At 60.0% G+C, this 24,570-nt stretch carries 16 protein-coding genes; 11 read left to right on the top strand and 5 right to left on the bottom strand.

The window, feature by feature from the left end; translation table 11 throughout:
- Positions 1-147 precede the first annotated feature (147 nt).
- The 10 genes from urtB (at position 148) to ureC (ending at position 8,994) form a co-directional block, all read left to right on the top strand.
- Complete coding sequence (urtB, locus tag ATI02_RS12170) at positions 148-1,650, top strand: urea ABC transporter permease subunit UrtB (protein ID WP_100846399.1); 1,503 nt, start codon at positions 148-150, stop codon at positions 1,648-1,650.
- The gene (urtC, locus tag ATI02_RS12175; protein ID WP_095188279.1) at positions 1,650-2,729 is read left to right on the top strand and encodes an urea ABC transporter permease subunit UrtC; all 1,080 of its coding nucleotides are present in this window, start codon (positions 1,650-1,652) and stop codon (positions 2,727-2,729) included. The genes urtB and urtC overlap by 1 nt, the downstream gene beginning before the upstream one ends.
- Positions 2,726-3,595 carry an urea ABC transporter ATP-binding protein UrtD gene (urtD, locus tag ATI02_RS12180; RefSeq protein ID WP_008078129.1) on the top strand — a complete coding sequence of 290 codons (870 nt, stop codon included), beginning with the start codon at positions 2,726-2,728 and terminating at the stop codon, positions 3,593-3,595. Before urtC ends, urtD begins: the two co-directional genes overlap by 4 nt.
- Positions 3,596-3,727: 132 nt before the next feature.
- Positions 3,728-4,426, top strand: coding sequence for an urea ABC transporter ATP-binding subunit UrtE (urtE, locus tag ATI02_RS12190; RefSeq protein WP_008031204.1), 699 nt, complete (start codon positions 3,728-3,730; stop codon positions 4,424-4,426).
- A gap of 30 nt (positions 4,427-4,456) precedes the next feature.
- Positions 4,457-5,296 carry an urease accessory protein UreD gene (locus ATI02_RS12195; RefSeq protein WP_100846400.1) on the top strand — a complete coding sequence of 280 codons (840 nt, stop codon included), beginning with the start codon at positions 4,457-4,459 and terminating at the stop codon, positions 5,294-5,296.
- A 147-nt stretch (positions 5,297-5,443) separates the two neighbouring features.
- Positions 5,444-5,746 carry an urease subunit gamma gene (gene ureA / locus ATI02_RS12200; RefSeq protein ID WP_100846401.1) on the top strand — a complete coding sequence of 101 codons (303 nt, stop codon included), beginning with the start codon at positions 5,444-5,446 and terminating at the stop codon, positions 5,744-5,746.
- Positions 5,747-5,755: 9 nt separating this feature from the next.
- A complete protein-coding gene (locus ATI02_RS12205) occupies positions 5,756-6,289 on the top strand; it encodes a GNAT family N-acetyltransferase (RefSeq protein ID WP_095188282.1) in 534 nt (177 codons plus the stop codon).
- 5 nt (positions 6,290-6,294) lie between these two features.
- Positions 6,295-6,828: a GNAT family N-acetyltransferase gene (locus tag ATI02_RS12210; protein ID WP_095188283.1), complete on the top strand. Its 534-nt coding sequence runs from the start codon at positions 6,295-6,297 to the stop codon at positions 6,826-6,828.
- On the top strand, positions 6,828-7,133 hold the full coding sequence (locus tag ATI02_RS12215; RefSeq protein WP_007915947.1) for an urease subunit beta: 306 nt from the start codon (positions 6,828-6,830) through the stop codon (positions 7,131-7,133). Before ATI02_RS12210 ends, ATI02_RS12215 begins: the two co-directional genes overlap by 1 nt.
- 160 nt (positions 7,134-7,293) lie before the next feature.
- A complete protein-coding gene (gene ureC, locus ATI02_RS12220; protein ID WP_100846402.1) occupies positions 7,294-8,994 on the top strand; it encodes an urease subunit alpha in 1,701 nt (566 codons plus the stop codon).
- 91 nt (positions 8,995-9,085) lie between these two features.
- Here the strand turns inward: ureC and ATI02_RS12225 are convergent, their stop codons facing one another.
- Both ATI02_RS12225 and ATI02_RS12230 read right to left on the bottom strand, forming a co-directional pair.
- The gene (locus tag ATI02_RS12225) at positions 9,086-15,103 is read right to left on the bottom strand and encodes an NEL-type E3 ubiquitin ligase domain-containing protein (protein WP_100846403.1); all 6,018 of its coding nucleotides are present in this window, start codon (positions 15,101-15,103) and stop codon (positions 9,086-9,088) included.
- Positions 15,104-15,154: 51 nt separating this feature from the next.
- Positions 15,155-20,047, bottom strand: coding sequence for an NEL-type E3 ubiquitin ligase domain-containing protein (locus tag ATI02_RS12230; RefSeq protein WP_238156173.1), 4,893 nt, complete (start codon positions 20,045-20,047; stop codon positions 15,155-15,157).
- 459 nt (positions 20,048-20,506) lie between these two features.
- Between ATI02_RS12230 and ATI02_RS12235 the strand changes: the two genes are divergently transcribed.
- On the top strand, positions 20,507-21,631 hold the full coding sequence (locus ATI02_RS12235) for a sensor histidine kinase (protein ID WP_100846405.1): 1,125 nt from the start codon (positions 20,507-20,509) through the stop codon (positions 21,629-21,631).
- Positions 21,632-21,979: 348 nt separating this feature from the next.
- On the opposite strand, the gene ATI02_RS12240 is transcribed toward ATI02_RS12235, so the two are convergent.
- The 3 genes from ATI02_RS12240 to ATI02_RS12250 all read right to left on the bottom strand — a co-directional run bounded on the left by ATI02_RS12240 (position 21,980) and on the right by ATI02_RS12250 (position 24,518).
- Positions 21,980-23,020, bottom strand: coding sequence for an IS110 family RNA-guided transposase (locus ATI02_RS12240; RefSeq protein ID WP_100848419.1), 1,041 nt, complete (start codon positions 23,018-23,020; stop codon positions 21,980-21,982).
- 218 nt (positions 23,021-23,238) lie between these two features.
- Positions 23,239-23,544, bottom strand: a complete 306-nt coding sequence (locus ATI02_RS12245) for a chaperone modulator CbpM (protein ID WP_095188288.1) — start codon at positions 23,542-23,544, stop codon at positions 23,239-23,241.
- A gap of 23 nt (positions 23,545-23,567) precedes the next feature.
- Positions 23,568-24,518 carry a DnaJ C-terminal domain-containing protein gene (locus ATI02_RS12250; RefSeq protein ID WP_100846406.1) on the bottom strand — a complete coding sequence of 317 codons (951 nt, stop codon included), beginning with the start codon at positions 24,516-24,518 and terminating at the stop codon, positions 23,568-23,570.
- Positions 24,519-24,570 lie beyond the last annotated feature (52 nt).

The raw sequence follows: 24,570 nt of genomic DNA on the forward strand, positions 1-24,570 counted from the left end.
TTGCGCTTGGCGTGAGGCCGACACAATCCACCTGTGGGAGCGGGCTTGCTCGCGAAAGCGGACTCACATTCAACATGTCAGTCGACTGACCAACCGCTTTCGCGAGCAAGCCCGCTCCCACCATTAGTCCGCGCAAGGCGATTCTTTATGCCGACTACCCTTTACCGCTTCATCCTCGCCATCGCACTGCTGTTGCCGATGGCTGCCTTTGCCGGCGACGCCGAAGACTTCGTCGCGGCCAATCCCGTGCAGCAGGCCAAACTGCTCGAAACCTGGGCCGCGCAGCCCGATCCGACCCGTATCGAACTGATCAACGCCCTGCAAAAAGGCGAACTGACCATCGACGGCCAAGCCAAAACCCTGCGCCTGAACAACCGCCTGCGGGGTCTGATCGACACCGCCATGGCCAGCCACCAATTGCTCGCCGCCGACGCCAAAATCCGTCTGAGCGCCGCGCAGCAATTGCAGAAAAGCGCGAAACCCGCGCAGCTGAAATTCCTCGACCAGCAACTGGCGGGTGAAAAAGATGAAAGCGTCCACGCCGCCCTGAGCCTGGCGTTGGCCAATCTGCAATTGGTCGATACCGATCCGGCGGTGCGTCTGGCGGCCGTGCGCCTGCTTGGCGAAACCGGTGATCCACTGGCGCGCACGCGCCTAGAAGGCTTGCTCGAACCCGGCGTCGAAGCGGATGCCAATGTGCGTACCGCCGCCGAAACCAGCCTCGCTCAGGTCAAACGCAAACTGCTGATCGGCGAAATGCTCGGTCAGGCGTTCAGCGGCATGTCCCTCGGCTCGATTCTGCTGCTGGCTGCACTCGGTCTGGCGATCACCTTCGGCTTGCTCGGGGTGATCAACATGGCCCACGGCGAGATGCTGATGCTCGGCGCCTACTCGACGTATGTGGTGCAGTTGATGTTCCAGCGTTATGCACCGCAGGCCATTGAGTTCTATCCACTGATCGCATTGCCGGTCGCATTTTTCGTCACCGCCGCCATCGGCATGGCGCTGGAGCGCACGGTGATTCGTCACCTCTACGGCCGACCACTGGAAACCCTCCTCGCGACGTGGGGCATCAGCCTGATGCTGATTCAACTGGTGCGCCTGCTGTTCGGCGCACAGAACGTCGAAGTGGCAAACCCGGCGTGGCTGTCCGGCGGCATTCAAGTGCTGCCGAATCTGGTGCTGCCGTACAACCGCATCGTCATCATCGCCTTCGCGCTGTTTGTGGTTGTCCTCACCTGGCTGCTGCTGAACAAGACCCGGTTAGGCCTCAACGTTCGCGCAGTTACCCAGAACCGCAACATGGCCGCCTGCTGCGGTGTGCCGACCGGGCGCGTCGACATGCTCGCCTTCGGCCTCGGTTCGGGCATCGCCGGCCTCGGCGGTGTAGCGCTGAGCCAGATCGGCAATGTCGGCCCGGATCTCGGCCAGAGCTACATCATCGATTCGTTCCTGGTCGTGGTGCTTGGCGGTGTTGGCCAGTTGGCCGGCAGCGTGCTCGCGGCGTTCGGCCTCGGTATCGCCAACAAGATTCTTGAACCGCAGATCGGTGCGGTGCTCGGCAAGATCCTGATCCTCGCGCTGATCATTCTGTTTATCCAGAAACGTCCGCAAGGCCTCTTCGCACTGAAAGGACGGGTGATCGACTGATGAACCAGCCTCTATTAGTCACGGCCACGCAAAAGGCCGGCCCCAAAGTCACGATTGCAGTTGGCGTAGTCATCCTCGCCTTGCTGATCGCATTGCCGCTGCTGTCGCTGTTGTCACCGGACAGCGCGCTGCACGTCTCCGCGTACACCCTGACGTTGGTCGGCAAGATTCTTTGCTACGCCATTGTCGCCCTGGCGCTGGATCTGGTCTGGGGTTACGCCGGTCTGTTGTCCCTCGGCCACGGCTTGTTCTTCGCCCTCGGCGGTTATGCGATGGGCATGTACCTGATGCGTCAGGCCGCCGGTGATGGCTTGCCGGCGTTCATGACCTTCCTGTCGTGGAGCGAATTGCCGTGGTACTGGACCGGCACCAGCAGTTTTGTCTGGGCCATGTGCCTGGTGGTGCTGGCGCCGGGTTTGCTGGCGCTGGTGTTCGGTTTCTTCGCCTTCCGTTCGCGGATCAAGGGCGTGTATTTCTCGATCATGACCCAGGCCTTGACCTTCGCTGGCATGCTCCTGTTTTTCCGCAACGAGACCGGGTTCGGCGGCAACAACGGCTTCACCAATTTCCGCACGATTCTGGGTTTCGGCATCACTGAGCCCGGCACTCGCGCGGTGCTGTTTCTGGCCACGGTGTTGCTGCTGGTGGCGAGTCTGTTCATTGGCTGGCGCCTGGCGCAGAGCAAGTTCGGTCGAGTACTGACAGCATTGCGCGATGCGGAAAACCGTCTGATGTTCTGCGGCTACGATCCGCGTGGTTTCAAGCTGTTCGTCTGGGTGTTGAGTGCGGTGTTGTGCGGTTTGGCCGGGGCGTTGTACGTGCCGCAAGTCGGGATCATCAACCCGAGCGAAATGTCGCCGACCAACTCGATTGAAGCGGCGGTCTGGGTCGCCCTCGGCGGTCGCGGCACCTTGATCGGCCCGTTGCTCGGCGCCGGTGTGGTCAACGGCATGAAGAGCTGGTTCACCGTGGCGTTCCCGGAATACTGGCTGTTTTTCCTCGGCGCGCTGTTCATCGTCGTGACCCTGTACCTGCCTAAAGGCGTGATCGGTCTGCTGAAGAAACGAGGTGAATCATGAGAGTCACGGCGAGCGCTGAATTCATGCTGGAGCCAGCCTTTTTCCCCGTCGAGCCGAACAAGGACGCCGGCACCAGCCGCGATTCCATCGGCCTCGGCCAACGCGTCGGCCCGGGGCTCGATACCCGCCACGGCACGATCCTGACACTTGAAGACATCAGCGTCAGCTTCGACGGCTTCCGCGCATTGAACAATCTCAACCTGTACATCGGCGTCGGCGAGCTGCGCTGCATCATCGGCCCCAACGGCGCCGGTAAAACCACGCTGATGGACGTGATCACCGGCAAGACCCGCCCCAGCCATGGCAAGGCGTGGTTCGGCGAAACCCTCGACCTGACGCAGATGAGCGAAGTGCAGATCGCCCAGGCCGGCATCGGTCGCAAGTTCCAAAAGCCGACGGTGTTTGAAGCGCTGAGTGTGTTTGAAAACCTCGAACTGGCGCAGAAGACCGACAAGTCGGTGTGGGCCAGTTTGCGCGCACGGTTGAGTGGTGAGCAGAAAGACCGCATCAGCGAAGTGCTGGAGACGATTCGCCTGACCACTTCGGTCAATCGCCCGGCGGGGTTGTTGTCTCACGGGCAGAAGCAGTTTCTCGAGATCGGCATGTTGCTGATGCAAGACCCGCAACTGTTGCTGCTCGATGAGCCGGTGGCGGGGATGACCGATGCCGAAACCGAGTTCACCGCCGAGTTGTTCAAGAGTCTGGCCGGCAAGCATTCGCTGATGGTGGTGGAACATGACATGGGCTTTGTCGGCTCGATTGCCGACCATGTGACCGTGTTGCACCAGGGCAGCGTACTGGCCGAAGGATCGCTTGAGCAGGTGCAGGAAAACGAGCGAGTGATCGAGGTTTACCTCGGCCGCTGAAACTGCAAACACCTTTCCAATGTGGGAGCGGGCTTGCTCGCGAATGCGGTGTGTCATTCAACGTTGATGGCGACTGATCCACCGCATTCGCGAGCAAGCCCGCTCCCACAGGGGATTTGAGGAGATCTGGACATGCTGCAAGTCGACAAGCTGCACCAGTACTACGGCGGTAGCCACATCCTGCGCGGCCTCACGTTTGACGTGAAGGTCGGCGAAGTCACCTGCCTGCTGGGCCGTAACGGCGTGGGCAAGACCACCCTGCTCAAATGCCTGATGGGTCTGTTGCCGGCCAAGGAAGGTGCGGTGAATTGGGAAGGCAAGCCAATCACCACGTTCAAGCCGCACCAACGGGTACACGCCGGCATCGCGTACGTGCCTCAGGGCCGGGAGATTTTCGGGCGGCTGACGGTGGAAGAAAACCTGCTGATGGGCCTGTCGCGTTTTCCCGGCTCCGAGGCCAAGGAAGTCCCGGCGTTCATCTACGAGTTGTTCCCGGTGCTGTTGCAAATGAAGCAGCGGCGCGGCGGTGACTTGTCTGGAGGCCAGCAACAACAACTCGCCATTGGTCGCGCACTGGCCAGCCGTCCGCGTTTGCTGATCCTCGACGAACCCACCGAAGGCATCCAGCCGTCGGTGATCAAGGAGATCGGCGCGGTGATCAAAAAACTCGCGGCTCGCGGCGACATGGCGATTCTGCTGGTCGAGCAGTTCTACGATTTCGCCGCCGAACTGGCCGATCAATACCTGGTGATGTCCCGGGGCGAGATCGTCCAGCAGGGCCGTGGAGAAAATATGGAGGCCGAGGGTGTGCGTGGGCTGGTAACCATCTAACCTGTAGCTTCCTAACGATAATTAGAAAATATGAACTCGACTGTCTCACCTGCCCTGTTTACCCCGAGCTGGCACGCCGAGCTGGAACTGGCCTACGCCCGTTTCGGCGACTGCACGCGCCCGGTCATGCGCCGCCACCTCGGCCCGCTGCGGGTGCAAAAGCATCTGTACGCCGAGGGCCCTGAAGTCTGTCAGCACATCATCGTCCATCCACCAGGTGGCATTGCCGGCGGTGATCGGCTCAATATCAGCGCCCGTATCGAACAGGACGCCTGGGCACAGATCACCAGCCCCGGCGCAGCCAAGTGGTATCGCGCGGCGGGGCCCGCTTATCAGAAGCTCGACTTGCAGGTGGCTTGCGGGGCGACGCTGGAATGGTTGCCGCAAGAGACCATCGTTTACAGCGCCGCCCAGGCAGAGCTCACCACGTCGATTGATCTGGAGGGCGACGCCCGACTGTTCTACTGGGACGTGGTGGCGCCGGGTCGACCGGCCAGTGGCGAGCGTTTCGATCTCGGGCACTTTCAATCGCACCTGGATATTCGTCGCGATGGCCGGTTGCTCTGGCATGAACGCCAGCGCATTGTCGGTGGTGACGGTTTGCTTGATTCGCCGATCGGGCTGGACGGGCAACCGGTGTTTGCGACGTTGCTGGTGACTGGCGAAATTGATGCTGAACTGCTTGAGCGTTGTCGTTCGCTGGGGCATGAAGTGCGCGGGGATCTGACGCAGTTGCCGGGGTTGTTGGTGGCTCGTTGTCTGGCCAGTGAGGCATTACTCGCTCGCGCCTGGCTTATTGATCTTTGGCGTTTGCTACGCCCGGTGCTGCTCGGCCGCGAAGCTATGCCGCCCCGAATCTGGAACACCTGAAATGCATTCCAACTGTGGGAGCGGGCTTGCTCGCGAAGGCGGCGTGTCATTCACACAGATGCTGGCTGACCTACCGCTTTCGCGAGCAAGCCCGCTCCCACAGGGGATTTGTGCACATTTTTCAATCTGCTCTGATGGAACCCCACAATGGACCTGACCCCACGCGAAAAAGACAAGCTGCTGATCTTCACCGCCGGCCTCGTCGCCGAGCGCCGACTGGCACGCGGTGTGAAGCTCAACTACCCGGAAGCCATGGCCTACATCTCCGCCGCGCTACTCGAAGGTGCGCGTGACGGCCAGACCGTGGCCGAGCTGATGCACTTCGGCACGACGCTGCTTTCGCGCGAGCAAGTGATGGAAGGCATCCCGGAAATGATCCCGGAGATCCAGGTCGAAGCGACGTTCCCCGATGGCACCAAACTGGTCACCGTCCACCAACCGATCATCTGAGGCCGCGCCATGACTTACAGCATTCGCGATGCCGTCCACGCCGACCTGCCGGCGATTCGCGACATCTACAACGACGCGGTGCTCAACACCACGGCGATCTGGAACGAGTCGGCGGTCGATCTGGGTAACCGTCAGGCGTGGTTCAGCGCGCGTCAGGCCCAGGCCTATCCGATTCTGGTGATCGTCGACGCCGACAACAGCGTGCTCGGCTACGCTTCGTTCGGTGACTGGCGGCCCTTCGACGGTTTCCGCCACACCGTCGAGCATTCGGTTTACGTGCGCAGCGACCAACGCGGCAACGGTCTCGGCCCGCAACTGATGACGGCGTTGATCGCCCGGGCAAAAACCGCCGGCAAGCATGTGATGGTGGCCGCCATCGAAAGTGGCAACGCCGCCTCCATTCGTCTGCATGAGCGTGCCGGTTTCAGCATCACCGGGCAGATGCCGCAAGTGGGCACCAAGTTCGGCCGCTGGCTCGACCTGACCTTCATGCAACTGACCCTCAATCCTGGCGCGGAGCCGCCTGACGCCAACAAGGAGTGACACCGATGAACGCCGCCCAACTGCGCCGCGTCAACGCTGAAAGTTTTGCGCACTATCGTCAGGGTCTGATTGATCTGCTGCTCGATGCGGTGGGTTATGGCGCCAGTGTCGGCTTCATGGCCAACCTCGATGCCGCCCAGGCCCGCGCCTATTTCGATGATGTCCAGGACAACGTCAACAAGGGCAGCGTATTGCTCTGGGTGGTGGTCAAGGACGAGCAGGTGCTGGCCAGCGTGCAGTTGGGTCTGTGCCAGAAGGCCAACGGTCTCAATCGCGCCGAAGTGCAGAAACTGCTGGTACGCGAACACGCCCGTCGGCGCGGGCTCGGCCAGCAATTGATGCAGGCGCTGGAACTGGAAGCGCCCAAGCACAAGCGCGGCATGCTTTTCCTCGACACCGAGGCCGGCTCGCCCGCCGAGGATTTCTACAAGGCTTTGGGTTACACCCGCGCCGGCGAAATCCCCGACTATGCCTGCGACCCGAACGGCACATATCGCCCGACCGCCCTCTACTACAAGATCCTGCAAGGAGCCCACTGATGATTCCCGGTGAATACCAGATCCAGCCCGGCGACATCGAACTCAACGTCGGCCGCCGCACGGTCAGCCTGAAAGTCGCCAACAGCGGCGACCGGCCGATCCAGGTGGGTTCGCACTATCACTTTTTCGAAACCAACGATGCGCTGACGTTTGATCGAGCGGCCAGCCGTGGCATGCGCCTGAACATACCGGCCGGCACGGCAGTGCGCTTCGAGCCGGGGCAGAGCCGCGAGGTGGAACTGGTCGATTACGCCGGGCATCGGCGGGTGTTCGGCTTTGCCGGGCGGGTCATGGGTGATCTTTAACGGATGTGGAGTCCGCTGCGGCCCCTTCGCGAGCAAGCCCGCTCCCACAGTTGATCGCATTTCAACTGAAGGAACGCGAGCGAATGTGGGAGCGGGCTTGCTCGCGAATCTGTGAGCGCAGCGAACAGTCTCAAAACCAATTGAATCTCAAGGCATGCCCATGAAAATCTCCAGACAAGCCTACGCCGACATGTTCGGCCCCACCGTCGGCGACAAGGTGCGCCTGGCCGATACCGAGCTGTGGATCGAGGTCGAGAAAGACTTCACCACCTACGGCGAAGAAGTGAAATTCGGCGGTGGCAAGGTCATCCGCGACGGTCAGGGCCAAAGCCAGTTGCTCGCCGCCGAAGTGGTCGACACCCTGATCACCAACGCGCTGATCATCGATCACTGGGGCATCGTCAAAGCCGACGTCGGCCTCAAGGACGGACGCATCGCCGCGATCGGCAAGGCCGGCAATCCGGATGTGCAGCCGAACGTGAACATCGCCATCGGCGCCAGCACCGAAGTGATCGCCGGCGAAGGCATGATCCTCACCGCTGGCGGCATCGACACGCACATCCACTTCATCTGCCCGCAGCAGATCGAAGAAGCGCTGATGAGCGGCGTCACCACCATGATCGGCGGCGGCACGGGCCCGGCCACCGGCACCAATGCGACCACTTGCACCTCGGGCCCTTGGCACCTGGCACGCATGCTTCAGGCCGCCGATGCCTTCCCGATGAACATCGGCCTGACCGGCAAGGGCAACGCCAGTCTGCCGGAGCCGTTGATCGAACAGGTCAAGGCCGGCGCCATCGGCCTCAAGCTGCACGAAGACTGGGGCACCACCCCGGCGAGCATCGACAACTGCCTGACTGTCGCCGACCAGTTCGACGTGCAGGTGGCGATCCACACCGACACCCTCAACGAATCCGGTTTCGTCGAAACCACCCTCGGCGCATTCAAGGGTCGCACCATCCACACCTATCACACCGAAGGTGCCGGCGGCGGCCACGCGCCGGACATCATCAAGGCCTGCGGCTTCCCCAACGTGCTGCCAAGTTCGACCAACCCGACCCGGCCGTTCACCCGCAACACCATCGACGAACACCTCGACATGCTGATGGTCTGCCACCACCTCGACCCGAGCATTGCCGAAGACGTGGCTTTCGCCGAGAGCCGCATCCGCCGCGAGACGATTGCCGCCGAAGACATCCTCCACGACCTCGGCGCGTTCTCGATGATCAGCTCCGACAGTCAGGCCATGGGCCGCGTCGGCGAAGTCATCACGCGCACCTGGCAGACCGCCGACAAAATGAAAAAACAGCGCGGTCCGCTGCCACAGGACGGCGCAGGCAACGACAACTTCCGCGCCAAACGTTACATCGCCAAGTACACGATCAACCCGGCGATCACCCATGGCATCAGCCATGAAGTCGGCTCGATCGAGGTGGGCAAATGGGCGGATCTGGTGCTCTGGCGTCCGGCGTTTTTTGGCGTCAAACCGACGCTGATTCTCAAGGGCGGCGCCATTGCGGCGAGCCTGATGGGTGATGTAAATGCATCGATCCCGACACCGCAACCGGTGCACTACCGCCCGATGTTCGCCAGCTACGGCGGTTCGCTGCACGCCACCAGCCTGACCTTCATCAGTCAGGCCGCGCAGGAAGCCGGATTGCCCGAAGCCTTGGGCCTGAAGAAAAAAATCGCGGTGGTCAAAGGCTGCCGCGACGTGCAGAAAACCGACCTGATCCACAACGATTACCTGCCGAACATCGACGTCGACCCACAGACCTATCAGGTCAAGGCCGACGGCGTGTTGTTGTGGTGCGAACCTGCAGACGTGCTGCCAATGGCCCAGCGTTACTTTTTGTTTTGAACCGCTGAGCCATGAAAAAGCCCGAAGATCTGATGACCTCCGGGCTTTTTTGCATCACCTCACAGGAGGTGAAACCGGTTTTACAGCGAGCTTAGAACGGATGCCTGAGCAGTTCCTCACGGGTCAACGTCTCAATCAGCACAGCCTCCTCGATCTGCAACTGCACATCCAGGTCCTGGGTCTGTGCCTCGAAATCCGCTTTTGACATGGCCCCCGCTTGATAGCTTTCACGCAGGACGCTCATCTGCTCCTGATAGGGTTCGCGCTGGCGTTCGAATTGCGGTCGGTTGGCATCGGTGTTCACCACATAATCCTTCCAGAAATCTTTCGCCAGCAACGACTGAAGTTCTTCAGCCGAATTATCCAGCGCCACCACCCGGTTGTACGCTTGATCAAGCATCGCCGGCGTAACCCGAGCCAGCCCGGTAAACCGCACTTGCTGCGGCTGTCCCGGCAGGCCGAGACGATCCTTGAGGCCGAAGCGGTAGGCGAGCCTGATTTCGACCTCTTCGAGCAGGGCAATTCGTTCTGCCTTTTGTTCGGACGACAAGCCCGGCGTGTCGTTGATCGCCGTCGTACGTTGGTCGATGTCCGCCAGCGCGATCTTTTCGACCTCTTCCAGTCGAAACAACCCCCTGGACAACTTCAGCAAAGCCGGCGCGTTTTCCCCTTGCACCGCCAGTGCTCTGGCCCGATACACCAGGGTCATGACCTCCATATTGCTGAACGACAACGCTGCACGATCAATACAGGCCGGGCGCCCCGCCCACTCGAACATTTCCTTGCGCAGTGCCTGCGAGGCCGGGGTTGGTTCGGTGATGCTGTCGATCACAGTCCACACGCGCTGCTGCAGGTCAGGGTAAGCCGCCCCTCCCACCTGAAGGTCATTGAGCACTCGAAGGAAGCCGTCAGCGTCAGGTTGACCGGTCAACATCTGCCATTGACGCTGTCTGCCGGCCAACTGATCCGCCGGCAGGTTTGTGCTCCAGCGCTGCAGACCGGTCAAGGGCTCAGGCCCGACTACCCGCCCTGGAGCCTGATAGACGAAAGCCCCCGGCACCCTGCGCTGCCAAAGATCCGGCCGCTCGCGCTCAAGCCGATCCCAATAGGCTTGAACCTGTTGCTGGGCGACTTCAGTTAACGGGTTACCGGTCAGGGTGGTCATGTTGTTCAACCGCGCCACGTGCTCCAGGCGCTCCGCGGTGGGCGCGACGAGTGCCTGCGGAAGGCTGCTGATCTGGTTGTTGCGCAAATGGATGCTGTCGAGCAGCGGTTGTTCGTCCAGCCCGACCGGCCAGGTATCGACCCCTGCCGAGTTGAGGAAAACCGAGCGCATGTCGGTGATCCGGCTGAAATCCGGCAACCGGCCCAGCGGGTTATCCGACAGGTTCAAAGCCCTGAGGGTTGTGCGTTCCGCCAACAAGCTGGCCGTTTCAACGCTCAGTTGAATGCGGTTCTGTTGCAGAAACAAGCGGGTCAGGCCATGCATTTGGGCCAAGGCAGGCGGTATCTCGGTCAGCTGATTGCTCGACATGTCCAGCCAGCGCACCCCTCTGAAACGCGCCAGAAATCCTTCTGGGGAAACACTCAGCCCCATGTTGTTCAGTTTCAGCGAACCGACGTGGCTGAAGTCGGCTTCAAGATCCGGCACGCTGTCGAGCGTCTGCCCGCTCAGGTCCAGCTCATGACCGATCGGGGTACCGTCAACGGCATTGCGCTTGGGCGATTGCCGCCTCCAGCAATTGCGAATACGGTCGGCCGCTTCGTAACGGCTGGCCAGGCCAGTGAAATCCTGACGCTGCCCGGCGCGGACGTAGCGTTGCCGAGCACCACCGCCCGAAAACGCCCAGGCCGACAGCTGCTGGTTCAGCGTCTGGTATTCACTTTCCAGGCGCAGCAGTTGTGCATCGACTTCACTGTCGCCGCCAAGGGTCAGCAGAAACGCCGCGGTCTCTTGCGCGCTGAAGCCGGGATACAACTGCCGGACCCGCGCCGGTAGCGGGTCTTCAAGCATGAACGCGTCGTCCGGCCAGCCCGCCAGCAACGACGGGTGGGCCTGTGCCAGAGCGTTTCGATAATCGATGAGCTGTTGCCGTACCTGGCGTGGGAACGGGTTGGCGTCCAGCAGCGTGCCACGGTTGATGCGGGCAACCACCTCGGCATGATCCGGCTGGGGGGAAAGGTGTTCAAGAGGCACTTCGGTCAGTTGATTGCCGCGCAAATCGAGGTGCTGCAGCCCGGCCAGAGACGCGGTGCCCTTGGGCCACTGCCGGATGCCCGTCGAATACAGATTGATCTTCTTGAGCTGGGGCATCGCACTGAAGTCCGGAGATATCCCCAACGGATTGAGCTGCAGGTCAAGCTCTTCAAGCTGACTCATGGCACCGAGCAGGGCAACGCTGCGCGGATCCAGACGCAGGTCTGATTGGTGAAAACTGAAGTGGGTAAGCCCTTTCATTTCACCGAGGGCCTCAGGTAGAGGACGCAGACCTTGGGTTTGATACAACGTCAGTTTCTTCACCCCGGTAAAACTTCTGAGGAACCCATCGACGTTGTCGACCGCCGACAACTCAAGGGTTTCGACATGCCTGAAGTCTGCGCTCAGTGTCGGCAGTTTTATCTGCGCACTGATGCGCAAGAACGCGCTGCTCTGCCGCCGCCAACACCGTTTGAGCAGACTGGCGGTTTCGTCATAACGCAGCCTCGCGAGCGTGCCATCCAGCGAGGCACGGTCGGTTGCCGAGCGCTGTGTTTGAACCCACGTATCCAGCTCACTTTTGAGTGTCCTGTACTCGACTTCGTAACGCTCCAGGCCGCCACGAACATTCTCCCCCAACGACTGCAAGAAGGTCTCGACCTGCGCCTCGTTGAAGTCGGGGTACAGTTTGAGCACCCGCGCTCGGGGGCTGCGCAAAAAGTTAAGCAAGTGCGGCCCGGTCGGTAGCGGGCCACCGCCCAACAGCTTGACCCCCGGCTCGACCGTTGGCTTGAACACTCGATGAGCCTGCAGCGTTTTTCGAAACAGGTCGCGCGGCAACGGGTTTTGCTGCACCGCCCGGCGCAGCTTGTCGGCATCCTCCAGATTGAACCCGAGAGCCTGCCGCTCAGCCGGCGACAACGCCTGCAGGACCGAAGCATAGAGATTGCGCGAAGACGCCCCGGTGAAGGCGGATTGCTCATCCACCACCAGCGTGGCCCGCAACGGACTCTCAGGGTTGCCAAGGGTGTCGAGCAGACGTCCCGTTACGCCATACTCGCGTAACGCCAGATGCATCTCCTGCGGCCAGCCCGGCAAAGCTTGCAGGCTGTGCAAGGCCAGGCGTTCGCTGTCAGGGCCGGATGACGGGTCGAGGTAGAGGCCTTCGTAGGCGCGTGACAGGCGCTGTTCCTGGAGCGCTTGCTCGGCTTGCTGGTAAAGGCGCCGCGGCAAGGGGCCGGGCTTTTTCAGCAGGGCCAGCTCCTCCTCGGTCGCAGTGGCGAGTAGGCGTTCGACCATAATGGTCGCCAGTTTGGGAAAGACCGCTTTTGCCCGCAATACCGCCGGGGCGGTGCTGGCATCCTGTTCGCCGTACAGCAACTCGAACAGCGACTGTTTACGGCTTCGCACCCTGCGGGCGATCTCCTTGCGCAACTCGACCGCGCGTTGCGCAAGCGTCATCGCGGGCGTACCCGGAACCTCGGCGAGGTCGACATTGTTCACCTTCAGCATCTCCAGTAATGACGGGAGCATGCTGCCCTGCTTCGCCGCTTGATCACTCACGGAAAAAACCAGCCTGCGCGACGTCTCGGACGCTGCGAGCGTGTCCTCCCAGATCAGCGTGCCCCGGCTGTCCACCACCCGCAGGGCTTGCTCGGGCAACAAGGCCTGGGCGCGCATGACTCGAAATTGCAGGGCAATATCGGCTTGTGCGTAAACCCGCAGCTCGTCGCTGCCCATCTGGCGCCCGAAGGTTTCCAGCTCATCGCTGAGGCGGAACCGTGTGAGGGTGTCGGACAGTTGCGCCGTGGGGGGCAACTGGTCGACATGCAGGTGCCGTAACTGATCATGTTCAAGACCGCTGCTGATGCGCACCTGCTCCAGTTGCGTGTCAGTGAATGCCTCAGCCCGATAGCCCAGACGCCGCATCAGTGTTGTGCCTGCCCAGGTCAGCGGCTCTTCGGCCTCATGACGCCAGGCACCGGCACTGTTGTGCCGCAGACGCGGTTGATAGGCATCCGGCCGGCTGGGGTGCTGAATCCGGTACTGGCCGCTGTCGGCCTCCTGCCGGACGACATAGTGGCCGTCGTCCAGCGCCAGAATGTCCTGATGATCGAGGCGATGCAGGCCCAGTTCATTGGGTGTCGAGCCCGCCGGCAAGCGGATACCGGTCCGGTAGGGTTGCAGATCCGGTTTCCACAGGCGCTGTTTACCGTTAGGTAACGTGACCGGCTCCAGGCTGTCGACAACGGGCGGCGGTTTGAGCGCCTTGATTCGCGCGGCACCTTTGCCCACGCCGTGCATCACCGCAATGAGCGCCAGATTCCCGGCAACGTCCGTCAGATGAGCCAGTGCTGCGCGGCGATCCCCCTCGCTCCATTCGATCGAGCCTTCAAACGTTTCATACAGCAGTTGCCCGGCCATCACGCCGATCATCACTTCGCCCAGCACCGGAACGAACATCGATACGCCGTTGAGCACCAGCATGCCGATTTCCAGCAGCCTGGCGATTTTTTCGGCGCGCACCCGGGCATCGACGTCAGCCGTCGGCACCGCGTGATGCCGCGCGTCATCGATGATCTTGTCACGACTCAACTGATACAGATCCAGCCACAGGTCGGGGTTGTCCCCCCAAGGCGCGTTCGGCCCGCCACTGGTGGTTTTCAGGTAGGGATTGTCTTCGGGCTCCAGCCTGGAAGGCGACGCGGGGGGTAAATCGTTTGGCTTGAACAGGGCGCCGAGCGGGGTGACCGGTACCGCAATCTGCGCCAGCGGCGAGCGAATGCCGGCCAGTGGGTCGCCAGGCGAATCGGCCGCCGCACGGGTGAACTGGCTGAAATAGTAGGCGCGGTCCTTGTAGGCAACGAACTGGCTGAAGAAGCGCTGGAACGGCGTCGGTGTGCCGTCTCGCGGCAGCGCCGGATCGCGGGCGGTGAACTGGCGTTTGAGTTCTGCATCCATTTCATCGTAGGTGTAGCGCTTTAACGGATGCTCCGGATCATGCGGGATGTAGAGGATCAGCTCATTGGAATAACGATATTTTTCACTGATGGAAAACAAGACGCAGCCGGTCATTCGCTTTTTCATCAGCCCGAAACGACGGAACCAGACCGGCACCCCGTCCACGGTCGGGTTCAGTTCGCCACCGATCACCGACAGGATCATCGTGTAGTCCTTGGGCTCGATGTCTTTCTTCAACAGGGCGAGTTCGGCCGCGGCACGCAGGGCATCTTTCTGACTGTTGACGAAGCGATGACGCAGCACCGCCTCGGCCACGGGATTGTCCAGCAGGAAACCCTTGAGGTAAGCCTGGTATTGGCCACCGATGTCGAGATCGCGGCACAGGGAAGTGAACTGCGCGACACTCAATGTCGTGTGCAGCTTGCGGTACTGGCCAGGCGAGACGTCTTCGAAAAGAAATCCGGATGATCGATGAAAGGCATTCGGCGTGCATTCTGCGGCTTCGAAGTTGTGCAGCGCCGCTTGCAGCAATGGCAGTTTCAAGGCTTCGAAGTGGCTGACTTCGACGCTGAACACACCCAACTCCACCGGCTTGTTCAGTTGAATGAAGGTTTTGTTCACGTCCAGCTCAACGGCAAACCGATCCTTCAGCGCCTTGCTCAGTAACGGCGCAGCGAAGGCATCAATGGGCTGCAGGTTGGCCATGCGTTGATCAAGCAGATTTTGCGAGGCGACACTGGCCGCAAAACACTGGTTCAGCGTCTGGCGTTGTTGCGCTGAAGCCGCCATATACCAATCAGGAAAAAACCCACCGGCGTTTTCCAGCGCGTCTCGCCGTTGGTCAGTGGCGTTCACCCACCAGTCGGGGATCGACTCGGCAATGAATTGCGCGTGCTCACTCTGTTCGGCCATTGCCGGCGCAACGGCTTTGTCTGTGTTCTGGTTTTGCACGGTACATATCCTTATGTACAAATGATTGAAAGTTGCTGACAACCGGCCCACTCACGTCCCGACGGTAAGGGGCAGCTCCACCCGTTGCAGCCTTGCGCGGTCGATGGCTTGTCGGGTCAAGCTCAACTTGCATTCCTGTATGGCATTAAACCGGGCGTTCTCGTCCTCTATGGGAATTGCGCTTTGCGCCGCCTCGAGTTCCTCGGCGTAGGTATGCTCGAGGAAGTTGTCCCAGAGCGGCTGTTCCATGATCAAAGGCGCGAGCAACTCACCCTCCTCCTGGACCAGCACCAGCTCGCAGGCGTCTTCAATCATCTTCGTTGTCACACCGGCGATTTTGCGGAACAACATCCCGCGTGACTGCCACGGCAGGTCCAGGCGCTCCGCCAGATCGGTCATATAGGCCAGATGAACCTCCACCTCATCGATGGTGCCCGTGACCACGCCTCCCACCTGCCGACGGAACGTTTCTTTCGCCTTTAGACGCTCAGCCACGCGCCGCCGGGCGATCCTTCCCAGTTCATCCAGACGTGATTTGCCTCGAGCGAGCGACACCAGTTCGGCTTCGACCAGATCGGTGCTGGCCAGGGCATACGCTTCGTGTACCAGCACTTCCACGCCCATCGCATTGAAGAACTGGGCACCGGCATCAGCACACTCTGTGGCCCACATCGCCTGAGCAAAGATCTTCTCGCGCAACGCGGTGTTCTCCCTCATGGCAGAGAGCATGCGCCAGACCTTCGCCGTGAGATCCGCTTTATACCGACCGCCATCAAGCTTGAAATCGGCGGAGTCGGTCAGTTTTCGCAGCTCTTTGAAAAATGGTTCGGAGCCGAACTCGTCCTCCACTTCATCCCAGATCGGCTGACGAGCGTTCCATTCGTCCTGGGTCAGCCCTTCATCCCACAATGATGAATCAATGGTGCCCCGTGGCGGGTAGGGACGCTCCGGATCCAGGCCGACCGACTCGATATACAGTCTGAGTTGCTCCAGGTTTGCCTGTGACAACCAGACACGTTCACGACTGATGACGGTCCGGGCTATCACCTCCGCACTCATTGAACCGGGCGCTACCGTCGGCAGTTCACGGATGATGTTGTAGCGCAGGTCGAGGAATATATTGCGCGGGCGCGGGATCGCGAATAGCCCGATCGGCAAGCGCTCGATCCCGGTATTGTCCAGCGTCAATATCAGCAGGTCGCGCATCTGGCTGATGTCTGGAACCCGCCCGAGTGGATTGCCATCGAGCTTCAGCGCTCTTAGCCGAGTCATGGTTCGCAGCCTCGCGACGCTTTCTTCGGTCAACACGAGCTCGTTATCGGTGAGCAGCAGATTGCGCAAGAAACGCATGTCAGTGATCACCTTGGGTAGAAAGCTCAACTGGTTCGAGACCAGATCCAGGCTGCGTAACCCGGTAAAAGAGGCGAGCAAGTGTTGTTGAGCGCTGCGCATCTGTGCCCCGCGCAGGTTCAACTCCGTTACATGATCAAAATTGGCGGTCAGCAAGGGCATGCCGTCAAGGTGCTGATCCATGTCCAACCCCTCCAGCACCAACGCCTGTGGCTGGATAATCCCCGGCACCGCACTGCCCTGAGGCCCGGTCCGCTGCCAGCATTGCCGGATGGCCTTGTAGACCTTGTTTCTGGAAGTCCACTCGGCGACACCGGCCGGGCTGAAACGCATCGCTTTGGTCGGTGAATTCATCCACAGGCGGAACGAACGGTTCAACTGATCGAACTCTCTCTCGAGCATCTTGATGCGTAGAACGGCATTGCCGTGATCCAGCCCCTCAAGCAATGCCTGGGCCTGCGCCTCGCCGAACGAGGGGTACAGCGCACTGACACGCTGCTTCAAAGCATTCCACAGTGAAGGATGCATCGGATAACCCTGCATGCCTCCGCGCAAACGCGTGTTTTGCGGGTCATAGGCAGGCTTGCGCACTGGATGCTCCAGCAGCACGGTTTCCAGTTGCTCGTGGCTCAGGGGTGCCCCTTGTATCGCGGCCTTGAGCTTTGCGCCTTCGAAGATCTCGTACCCGAGGGCTTTGCGCTCCGCGTCCGGCAGTGCGTGCAGCAGTGAACTGTAGAAATCGTCAGCCCCGTGCAGATGCTGATCACGTTCGTCGCGGGTGTTATAGCGGCCCTCCTCGTCAAGGATCAGGACTTTGCGAATGGGCGCGTCCTCGGCGCCGACGCTGGCTTGCAACTGGCCGGAGAACGAGAACTCCCGGATCTCGATACGAACGTTCGGCGACCAGCCGGGCAGGGTCTGCAGCGTGCCCAGTTCCAGTCGGCGGGTATCGGCATTGGTCAGCTTTTCGAGGTAAAGACCTTCATACGCACGGGCCACGCGCACCGTATTGCGTGCCGCACGAATCTGCTCGCGTAGCTTCAGGGGTATACGGTTGTTTTCTTTCAGAAAGCGCAGGTCTTCGGCATCGGCATCGGCCAACAGCTGTTCGGCGATTGCCCGTGGCAGGTCGGCGTATTCGCCTTGCAGCAGGCCGACGCGGGCATCGGCAGCGTATTGCTTACCCTTGTAAATCGACTCGAAAATCTTCGCGGTGCGTTTATTCGCCTGCCTGGCCAGTTGCTCGCGCAGCGCTTCAATGCGTACTTGCTTGTCGGAGGAAATGGCTTTGCCCAGCAAGGCTTCAATGTCCGGTATATCGAGGAACTGCAGGACCCGACGTTCCAGCGCGCCCGCCTTGAGTTCGGACAAGGTCAGCGTCAGCGTGTCTGCGGGCTTCGCGCTGGCATTGCCATAGGTCACCGGGTCACCGCTACCAAGCGGTAACGGGTCACTCAGGCTGATGGCTTTGGACTCGGGCCAGCGCGGCAATTCGCTCATCAGTTCGGGCAGATATCCCGCCAATGACTCCTCAATGCTGCCGGCTAGAATCTGTTGAGCGAGCCTGCCGGCGTCGCCATAGGCCTTGAAACGTTCGAGGGTGTCGCTCAATAAAACCGGCGGCAGTTCGTGCTCGACATGCATTCGACGCAGCAGGTTTTCGTCGACACCGCTGACCCGTTGTATTTGCTCCAGGGCCGTATCGCTGAAGGTGTTGGCCAACGGGTTGAGGCGACGCAAAATGCGCGCCTTGTCCCATTCGCGGGGGCGGTCGAGTTCGGTTTTCCAGGCACCGGCAGCGTTGTGCTCGACCTCGGGCGCGTAGGCCGTGGGCCGGGTTGGATGCTGGAGGCGATGCTGAGCGGTTTGGGGATCTTTCTTGACCACATAGTGCTTGTCTTCAAGACGCAGCACGTCATTGCCATTGTGTGGGTGCAAACCCAATGCATCGGGGCGGGAGTGTTCGGGCAGTGCAATCTTCTGCTCGTAAGGCGTGAGGTCGGGATTCCACAGGCGAGTGGAACCGTCGGGCATCGACACCGGTTGCAGTTTATCGATGAACGTTGAGGGTTTGATCGCTGCGGCACCGGAAGGCAACACATGGCCCGCACTCATCAGCGCCAGTTGGGCAAAGTTGATGATCACGCTGTTGATGTGGGCAGAGGCTTGATCCTTGTCGCCCTGACTCCAGTCCTCAACGCCCTCGGCGAGTTCCGCCAGCAATTGAGCAACCATGACCCCGAGCACGACTTCGCCCATTCCGGGCACCAGCATCACCGCGAAGTTGAAGATGTTCCAGCCGATATCCAGATAGCTGACCAGTCGATTCCAACGGGTTTTGGCATCTTCGTCTCCCGTGGGCACGGCAATCAGCCGTGCATCGGCGATCGCCTTGTCGCGCTTTTCGCGATACAGATACTCCCAGAGGTTCTCCAGGATCGGCACGGTGATGGGTTCGACATGGGGGTTTTCGATCGCGGTCTCCCGCCACCACGGCCCCATGTTCAGCGGTGCACGCTGTTGCCAGGTGATTTCGGACAGCCGTTCGCTGACCCGCTTGAAAAATTTCGGCTTGTCTTTCTGGGCGATAAATCGACTGAAGAATTGCTGATACTGCGGTTCGCGCAGTTGCGTGATCAACTCTCTCAGAAACGCCGTCAGCGACGGATATTCCTTCAAGGGATGTAAGGGATCATCAGGCACATAGGCAATAAGCGGCCCGACCAAACGACTTTGATCATAAAAGTCCGAGCGCCGCGTATATTCTTCCGTGACTGCATCGGGGCCATTGGCAAACACATCACTGAGCAGTTTGTACTTTTCATAAGCACTGTCATTCAGGCCCGGCACGCGCTTGGACCACTCGTATAAAAACAAGGCTTCTTGCGGAAGCAGATTGAACAGGGTTGTTTCGATATCACGCTTTTGCGCAACAGCACTGAACAGCACCACACCGGACAACTTCAAACCCATTATCCTCAGCCGATGGGATAAAAGATTTTGGCCATGGTATTTCAAAGACTGCTTGCCGTTGACCAGATCCTTGATGGCTTCCAGACCCTGCAGGCTGATATCCGAGGCCATCAAGGCCGTCTTCGCCGCCACTTTCATTGCCGACAGTTCAACGGCGACCGCTTGCTTGTGTAACGTTTTTCGTTGCTCGGTGGAAGCCGGCGTGAGGAGTGACTGGAGGTGTTTCTGGTACTGCGCACCAATGTCCAGCGAACGGCAGAGCGCCGTAAATTGCTCAGTGGTAATGGCGTGCAGCTTCGGCGCTCCGGTCTCATCAAGGGTGTAGACGCCTGAGCCGCTGCGATAGAAACCGGATTCGGTTTCTATCGCCTCGAAGTTATGCAGCGCGGCGTCAAGCAATGAGGAGTGCCTGGAACGCGTGGCGCCACGATCGATGCCAAATATGATTTTGTCGGGTACATACAGTTTCAGGGTGGTTGTTTCAACATCCAGATCGACGCTGAATGTTTCTCTGATGCCTTTCTCCAACAACGGCCTGGCAAACGCCTGAATATTTTGCTGGAGGGATTTCAATGTCGAATCCACGTCAGCCTGCAACGTCCAATACTGCAGCAAAAGCACTTTCAACTCCTGTCGCTCGTCCGGCGGCAACAATAGATAACTTTCCGCAACAGCGACACTTTGTTTCAATGACGCCAACCTGTGCGCCGGTGCTTGTTTTATCGCTGCTGGAATAAGTGCTTCAATTCTTTCCTGATGCACGCCTTTGGTATTTTCAACAGCTGCATGGCCTGAGCCCGAAGCCAATACTGAAACAGACATATCCGTACTACCTGATTTTTATAAACAGACCCTCAGGTTACTGATCAGGTTTGAAAACAAAAAATCAAATAGCCGTTAATAAACACGGAAAAAACAGCATAACCATTCCACTATTAAAGAGTTAAAAACATATATATACCGCACCTGCTCACGCCCCCCGTGTGTAGCGCTTTTTCCGCCCGGCGCATTGCGTCTGTGCAAAGGGCTCGGGATGCACCACACTTGCTGACTATCATCACCTCGCCAAGGCATGCATCCATGCGTTTAGCTGAATTTATCGTGCAGCATGTGGATACCATCGTTGATCACTGGGAAGTCTTTGCCAAAGATATCAGCGCCGACCAGGCTCTGGATCGCACGACACTGCGCGATCACGCGAAATCGATCCTGCTGGCCGCAGCAAGCGACATGGGCAAGGCGCAAAGTGCCAGCGAGCAAGCAGCCAAGGCCAAGGGTGAAGGCCCGGAGAAGACCCCGAGTCTGGACGAGGCTGCCGCCAGCCATGGTGAACTGCGCCATACCGTGGGTTTCGATCTGGTGCAAATGACCTCCGAGTTCCGTCACTTGCGCGCCTGTGTGATCGGTCTGTGGGTCGAGAGTCTGCAGTCACCGGACATGCACTACTTTCAGGATCTGATCCGCTTCAATGAAGCCATCGACGAGGCGCTCGCCGAATCGACCGCGGCATATGCCGAACAGGTCGATCGTTCGCGGGACATTTTTCTCGCCATCCTCGGCCACGACCTGCGCGCGCCTCTGCAGGCGGTGAGTCTGTCCAGCGAAATGCTGCTGCGTAAAAGCAAACTCGAAGGCGATGCACTGACCTGTGCCGTGAACATCAAGCAGAGCACGCGGCACATGGCCGCGATGGTGGGTGACTTGTTGGAGCTGGTGCGCAGTCGCCTCGGCAAAAGCCTGCCGATCGAGCCGGCGCCGATGGATCTGGCCGACGCGGCACGCGCAGCGATTGCCGAAGCGTGCGCGGGCAATCCGGAATGCGACCCGACCTTGAAGATCGAAGGCGATACTCGCGGTACCTGGGACGCCGGTCGGCTCGATCAATTGCTGCAGAACCTCATCGGCAATGCCTTGCAGCATGGCAGCGACCTGCGTGAGTTGATCGTTACCCTGCGCGGGGACGCCGACACCGTGCAGCTCAGCGTGCATAACTACGGCACGCCGATTCCCGTTGAAGCGATCGGCACAATTTTCGATCCACTGGTACGCAGCGCCAATGAAACACTCGGGCAACCGTCAACCAGCCTCGGCTTGGGCTTGTTTATCGTCAAGGAAGTGGTGAACGCCCACGGCGGGACGATTAACGTCAGCTCGAGCGAGGCTGACGGCACGCTGTTCAGTGTGGTGCTGCCCAGAAACCTGTAGGAGCTGCCGCAGGCTGCGATCTTTTGACTTGGCTTTTAAAAGATAAGATCAAAAGATCGCAGCCTGCGGCAGCTCCTATGTATGGACTCGCCCCCACTGTCTACCCGTTTTTTGAAAACTGTCGCCCCGTTGCATCTATGTATTAGGCCTATTCGTGGAAGCCGTCTTCGGCCTCTGGCCAAAATTGGAAGAGCTCGTGGCATGCCGATTACAGTCAGGCCTCGAAGGCCAGTAGGAGCTTAGGCATCAATCCACGCCGGTCTTACCTGGGGTCAATTTTTTTCAGCAAAGGGTCGGACAGTCAGTACCTCGGTGGCAGAACTCGGTCGCTCAGTGGCTTATCGTCGCTTACTGACCATTACCAGCATGACGACGATAAGACTGGTCATTCTGTAGAAGCACCCAGACGATTCGTAGGTTGCGGTTGGCTAACCTGATCGCAGCCTCCTTACGGCCCAGTCGGCTCATCCACCGCAACAAGCGGCGGTCATCGGGTTGCAGGGAATCAGGTCGCAGTTGTTGCAGGACCGAATGGGCTCCCTGGATCATCAAGCTGCGTAAATAAACATCACCTCGCTTGGTCATGTCGCCCAGCCGGACCGTCTGCCCGCTGCTGTGCTGGTCAGGCACCATGCCAAAGTACGCGGCAAACTTGCGGGCATTGGGAAACCGCTCAGGGTTGGTTTCCTTGGCCACCAGTGCCGTGGCAATGACTGGGCCAATGCCGCGCACGGTCATCAGTCGCCTCGCTGTCATGTCGGCGTTAGCGGCCACTTCCAGGCGGCCCGTCAACACGCCGATGCGCTCGCCCAAATGGCGCCACTCAGCCAACAGTTCGTCGATCAATTCACGCAGCAGGCCAGGCAGTGGCTGGGTCGCATCTTCCAGTACCCGCGGAATCTTCTGACTGATCGCAACATCGCCCTGCGCCAAGGCCACGCCGTGCTCGAGCAGCAGGCCGCGCATCTGATTGCTGACCGCCGTGCGTCGACGCACATAGCCCTGACGGGCGCGATGCAGCGCTTGCATTGCCAGCGCAGCAACGCTTTTGACCGGTACCGCGCAGATTTTTTCATCGCGACCAGCGCGCAGAATCGCCAGCGCATCGTTGCGATCATTTTTAGGCCCACTGCGGTGTGTGGTCACCAAACCGGCTGGAAGAATCCGCGCCAGATTACCTTTGTCTTGCAACTGCCGGGCCCAGGCTTGAGCTCCCGGACCGGTCTCCATCAAAACCACGACATGAGGCGGCAGCTGTTGGAGAAACTCATAAAACGCCTCACGCGACTTGATCCGCTGTTCATAGCGCACCTGGCCGAGGACATCTTCACCAGCGACCTGAAAGACCTGTTTGGCCAGATCTACCGCCAAAGTTGTGCAGGCCGACAAATCGGAAGAAGACAGGGATTGATCATTCGAACTATGATTTTTCATGGACTCGCCCTCGCTGTCGATGGCTGTTTAGACTGCCACCGTGGCGCATTGACGCCTCGGCTTGGGCGAGTCCATCCAATTACACGTATCGCGTCGAATGCAAAGTTTATGAACGACGCAGAACCCTGTGGGAGCGAGTCTGCTCGCGAAGAGGCTGGATCAGACAAGCAAAACTATTCGACCACCAACCGCCCCAATCGCTGGCGCAGCATGCGGTTCTCCGCGCGCAGTGCCTGCACTTCTTCCAGCAGATTCAACGCCAGCGCGACGCCTTCCCACTCCAGGTCCAGATCGCGCCGCAGCTTGGCGGCGCGTTTGGCCAAGGCCAGTTCGTAATCGGTGAAGCGCCATTCCCGGGGCTGCGCGCCCTGAGGTTCGAGGATGCCGTGTTCGACGATTTCGATCACGTAGACGTCCGACAAATCGGCCGCCTCACAGAATTCTGCCATGTCCAGTTGAACGATCAGGGGGCTGCTCATGATGGGCTACTCCGTCGTCGGGTTCAGAAGTTCTCTCGCGGATTGAAGGCGGCTTTCTTCGCCAGTTCCTGCCACAACGCCTTGACGTCATCGTCTGCGGCCTTCGGCATCACGGCCTTGAGCTGTACGAACAGATAACCGCGCTCGCCGGCCTTGTTTTTCAGACCATGGCCCTTGGCGCGCATGCGCTGACCGTTCTGGCTGCCGGCCGGAACCTTGAGGTTGATCTTGCCGGTCAGGGTCGGCACGGCCACTTCAGCACCCAGCGCCAGTTCCCACGGCGCCAGCGGCAGCGTGATGATCAGGTTTTCGCCTTCGACATCGAATTTCGGATGCGGCGCGAAACGAATCGTCAGGTACAGATCGCCATTGGCACCGCCACCCACGCCCGGAGCGCCCTGGCCTTTGAGGCGGATACGCTCGCCGTCGGTCACGCCCGCCGGGATCTTCACGTTCAGGCTCTTGCTGGTGTTGCTGACGTGCTGGCCGTTGGCGTTGTATTGCGGCACCTGAAAGGTGACCTTCTTCGATTCGTTCGAGAGCGTTTCCTCGAGGAAGATCGGCAGTTCCATTTCCACGTCTTGCCCTCGGCGCCCTGCACTGCGTTGTTGCCGACCTTCGCCGCCACCGAAACCGGGGCCACGATTGCCGAAGATCGAACTGAAGAAGTCCGAGAAGTCGCCGGTGTCGCCACCGCCGCCGCCAAAACCGCCACGGCTCTGCCAGCCCGGTGGCCCCTGGAACGGCTGACCGTGCTGGCCATAGCGGCGCAGCTCGTCGTATTCGGCGCGTTTGTCGGCGCTTTTCAGCGCTTCATAGGCTTCCGAGGCGTCCTTGAACTTGGCCTCGGCGTCTTTTTCCTTGCTGACATCGGGGTGGTATTTGCGCGCCAGCTTGCGATAGGCCGCCTTGATGGCCTTGTCGTCTGCCGTCGGCTCCACACCGAGTATCTTGTAATAGTCTTTGAAGTCCATTGAAGGAATCACCATCCGTTATCGATTTCGCGCCGCTGCCAGCATGCGCCGA

The sequence above is a fragment of the Pseudomonas baetica genome (assembly GCF_002813455.1).
In the GTDB taxonomy this organism is placed as follows: domain Bacteria; phylum Pseudomonadota; class Gammaproteobacteria; order Pseudomonadales; family Pseudomonadaceae; genus Aquipseudomonas; species Aquipseudomonas baetica.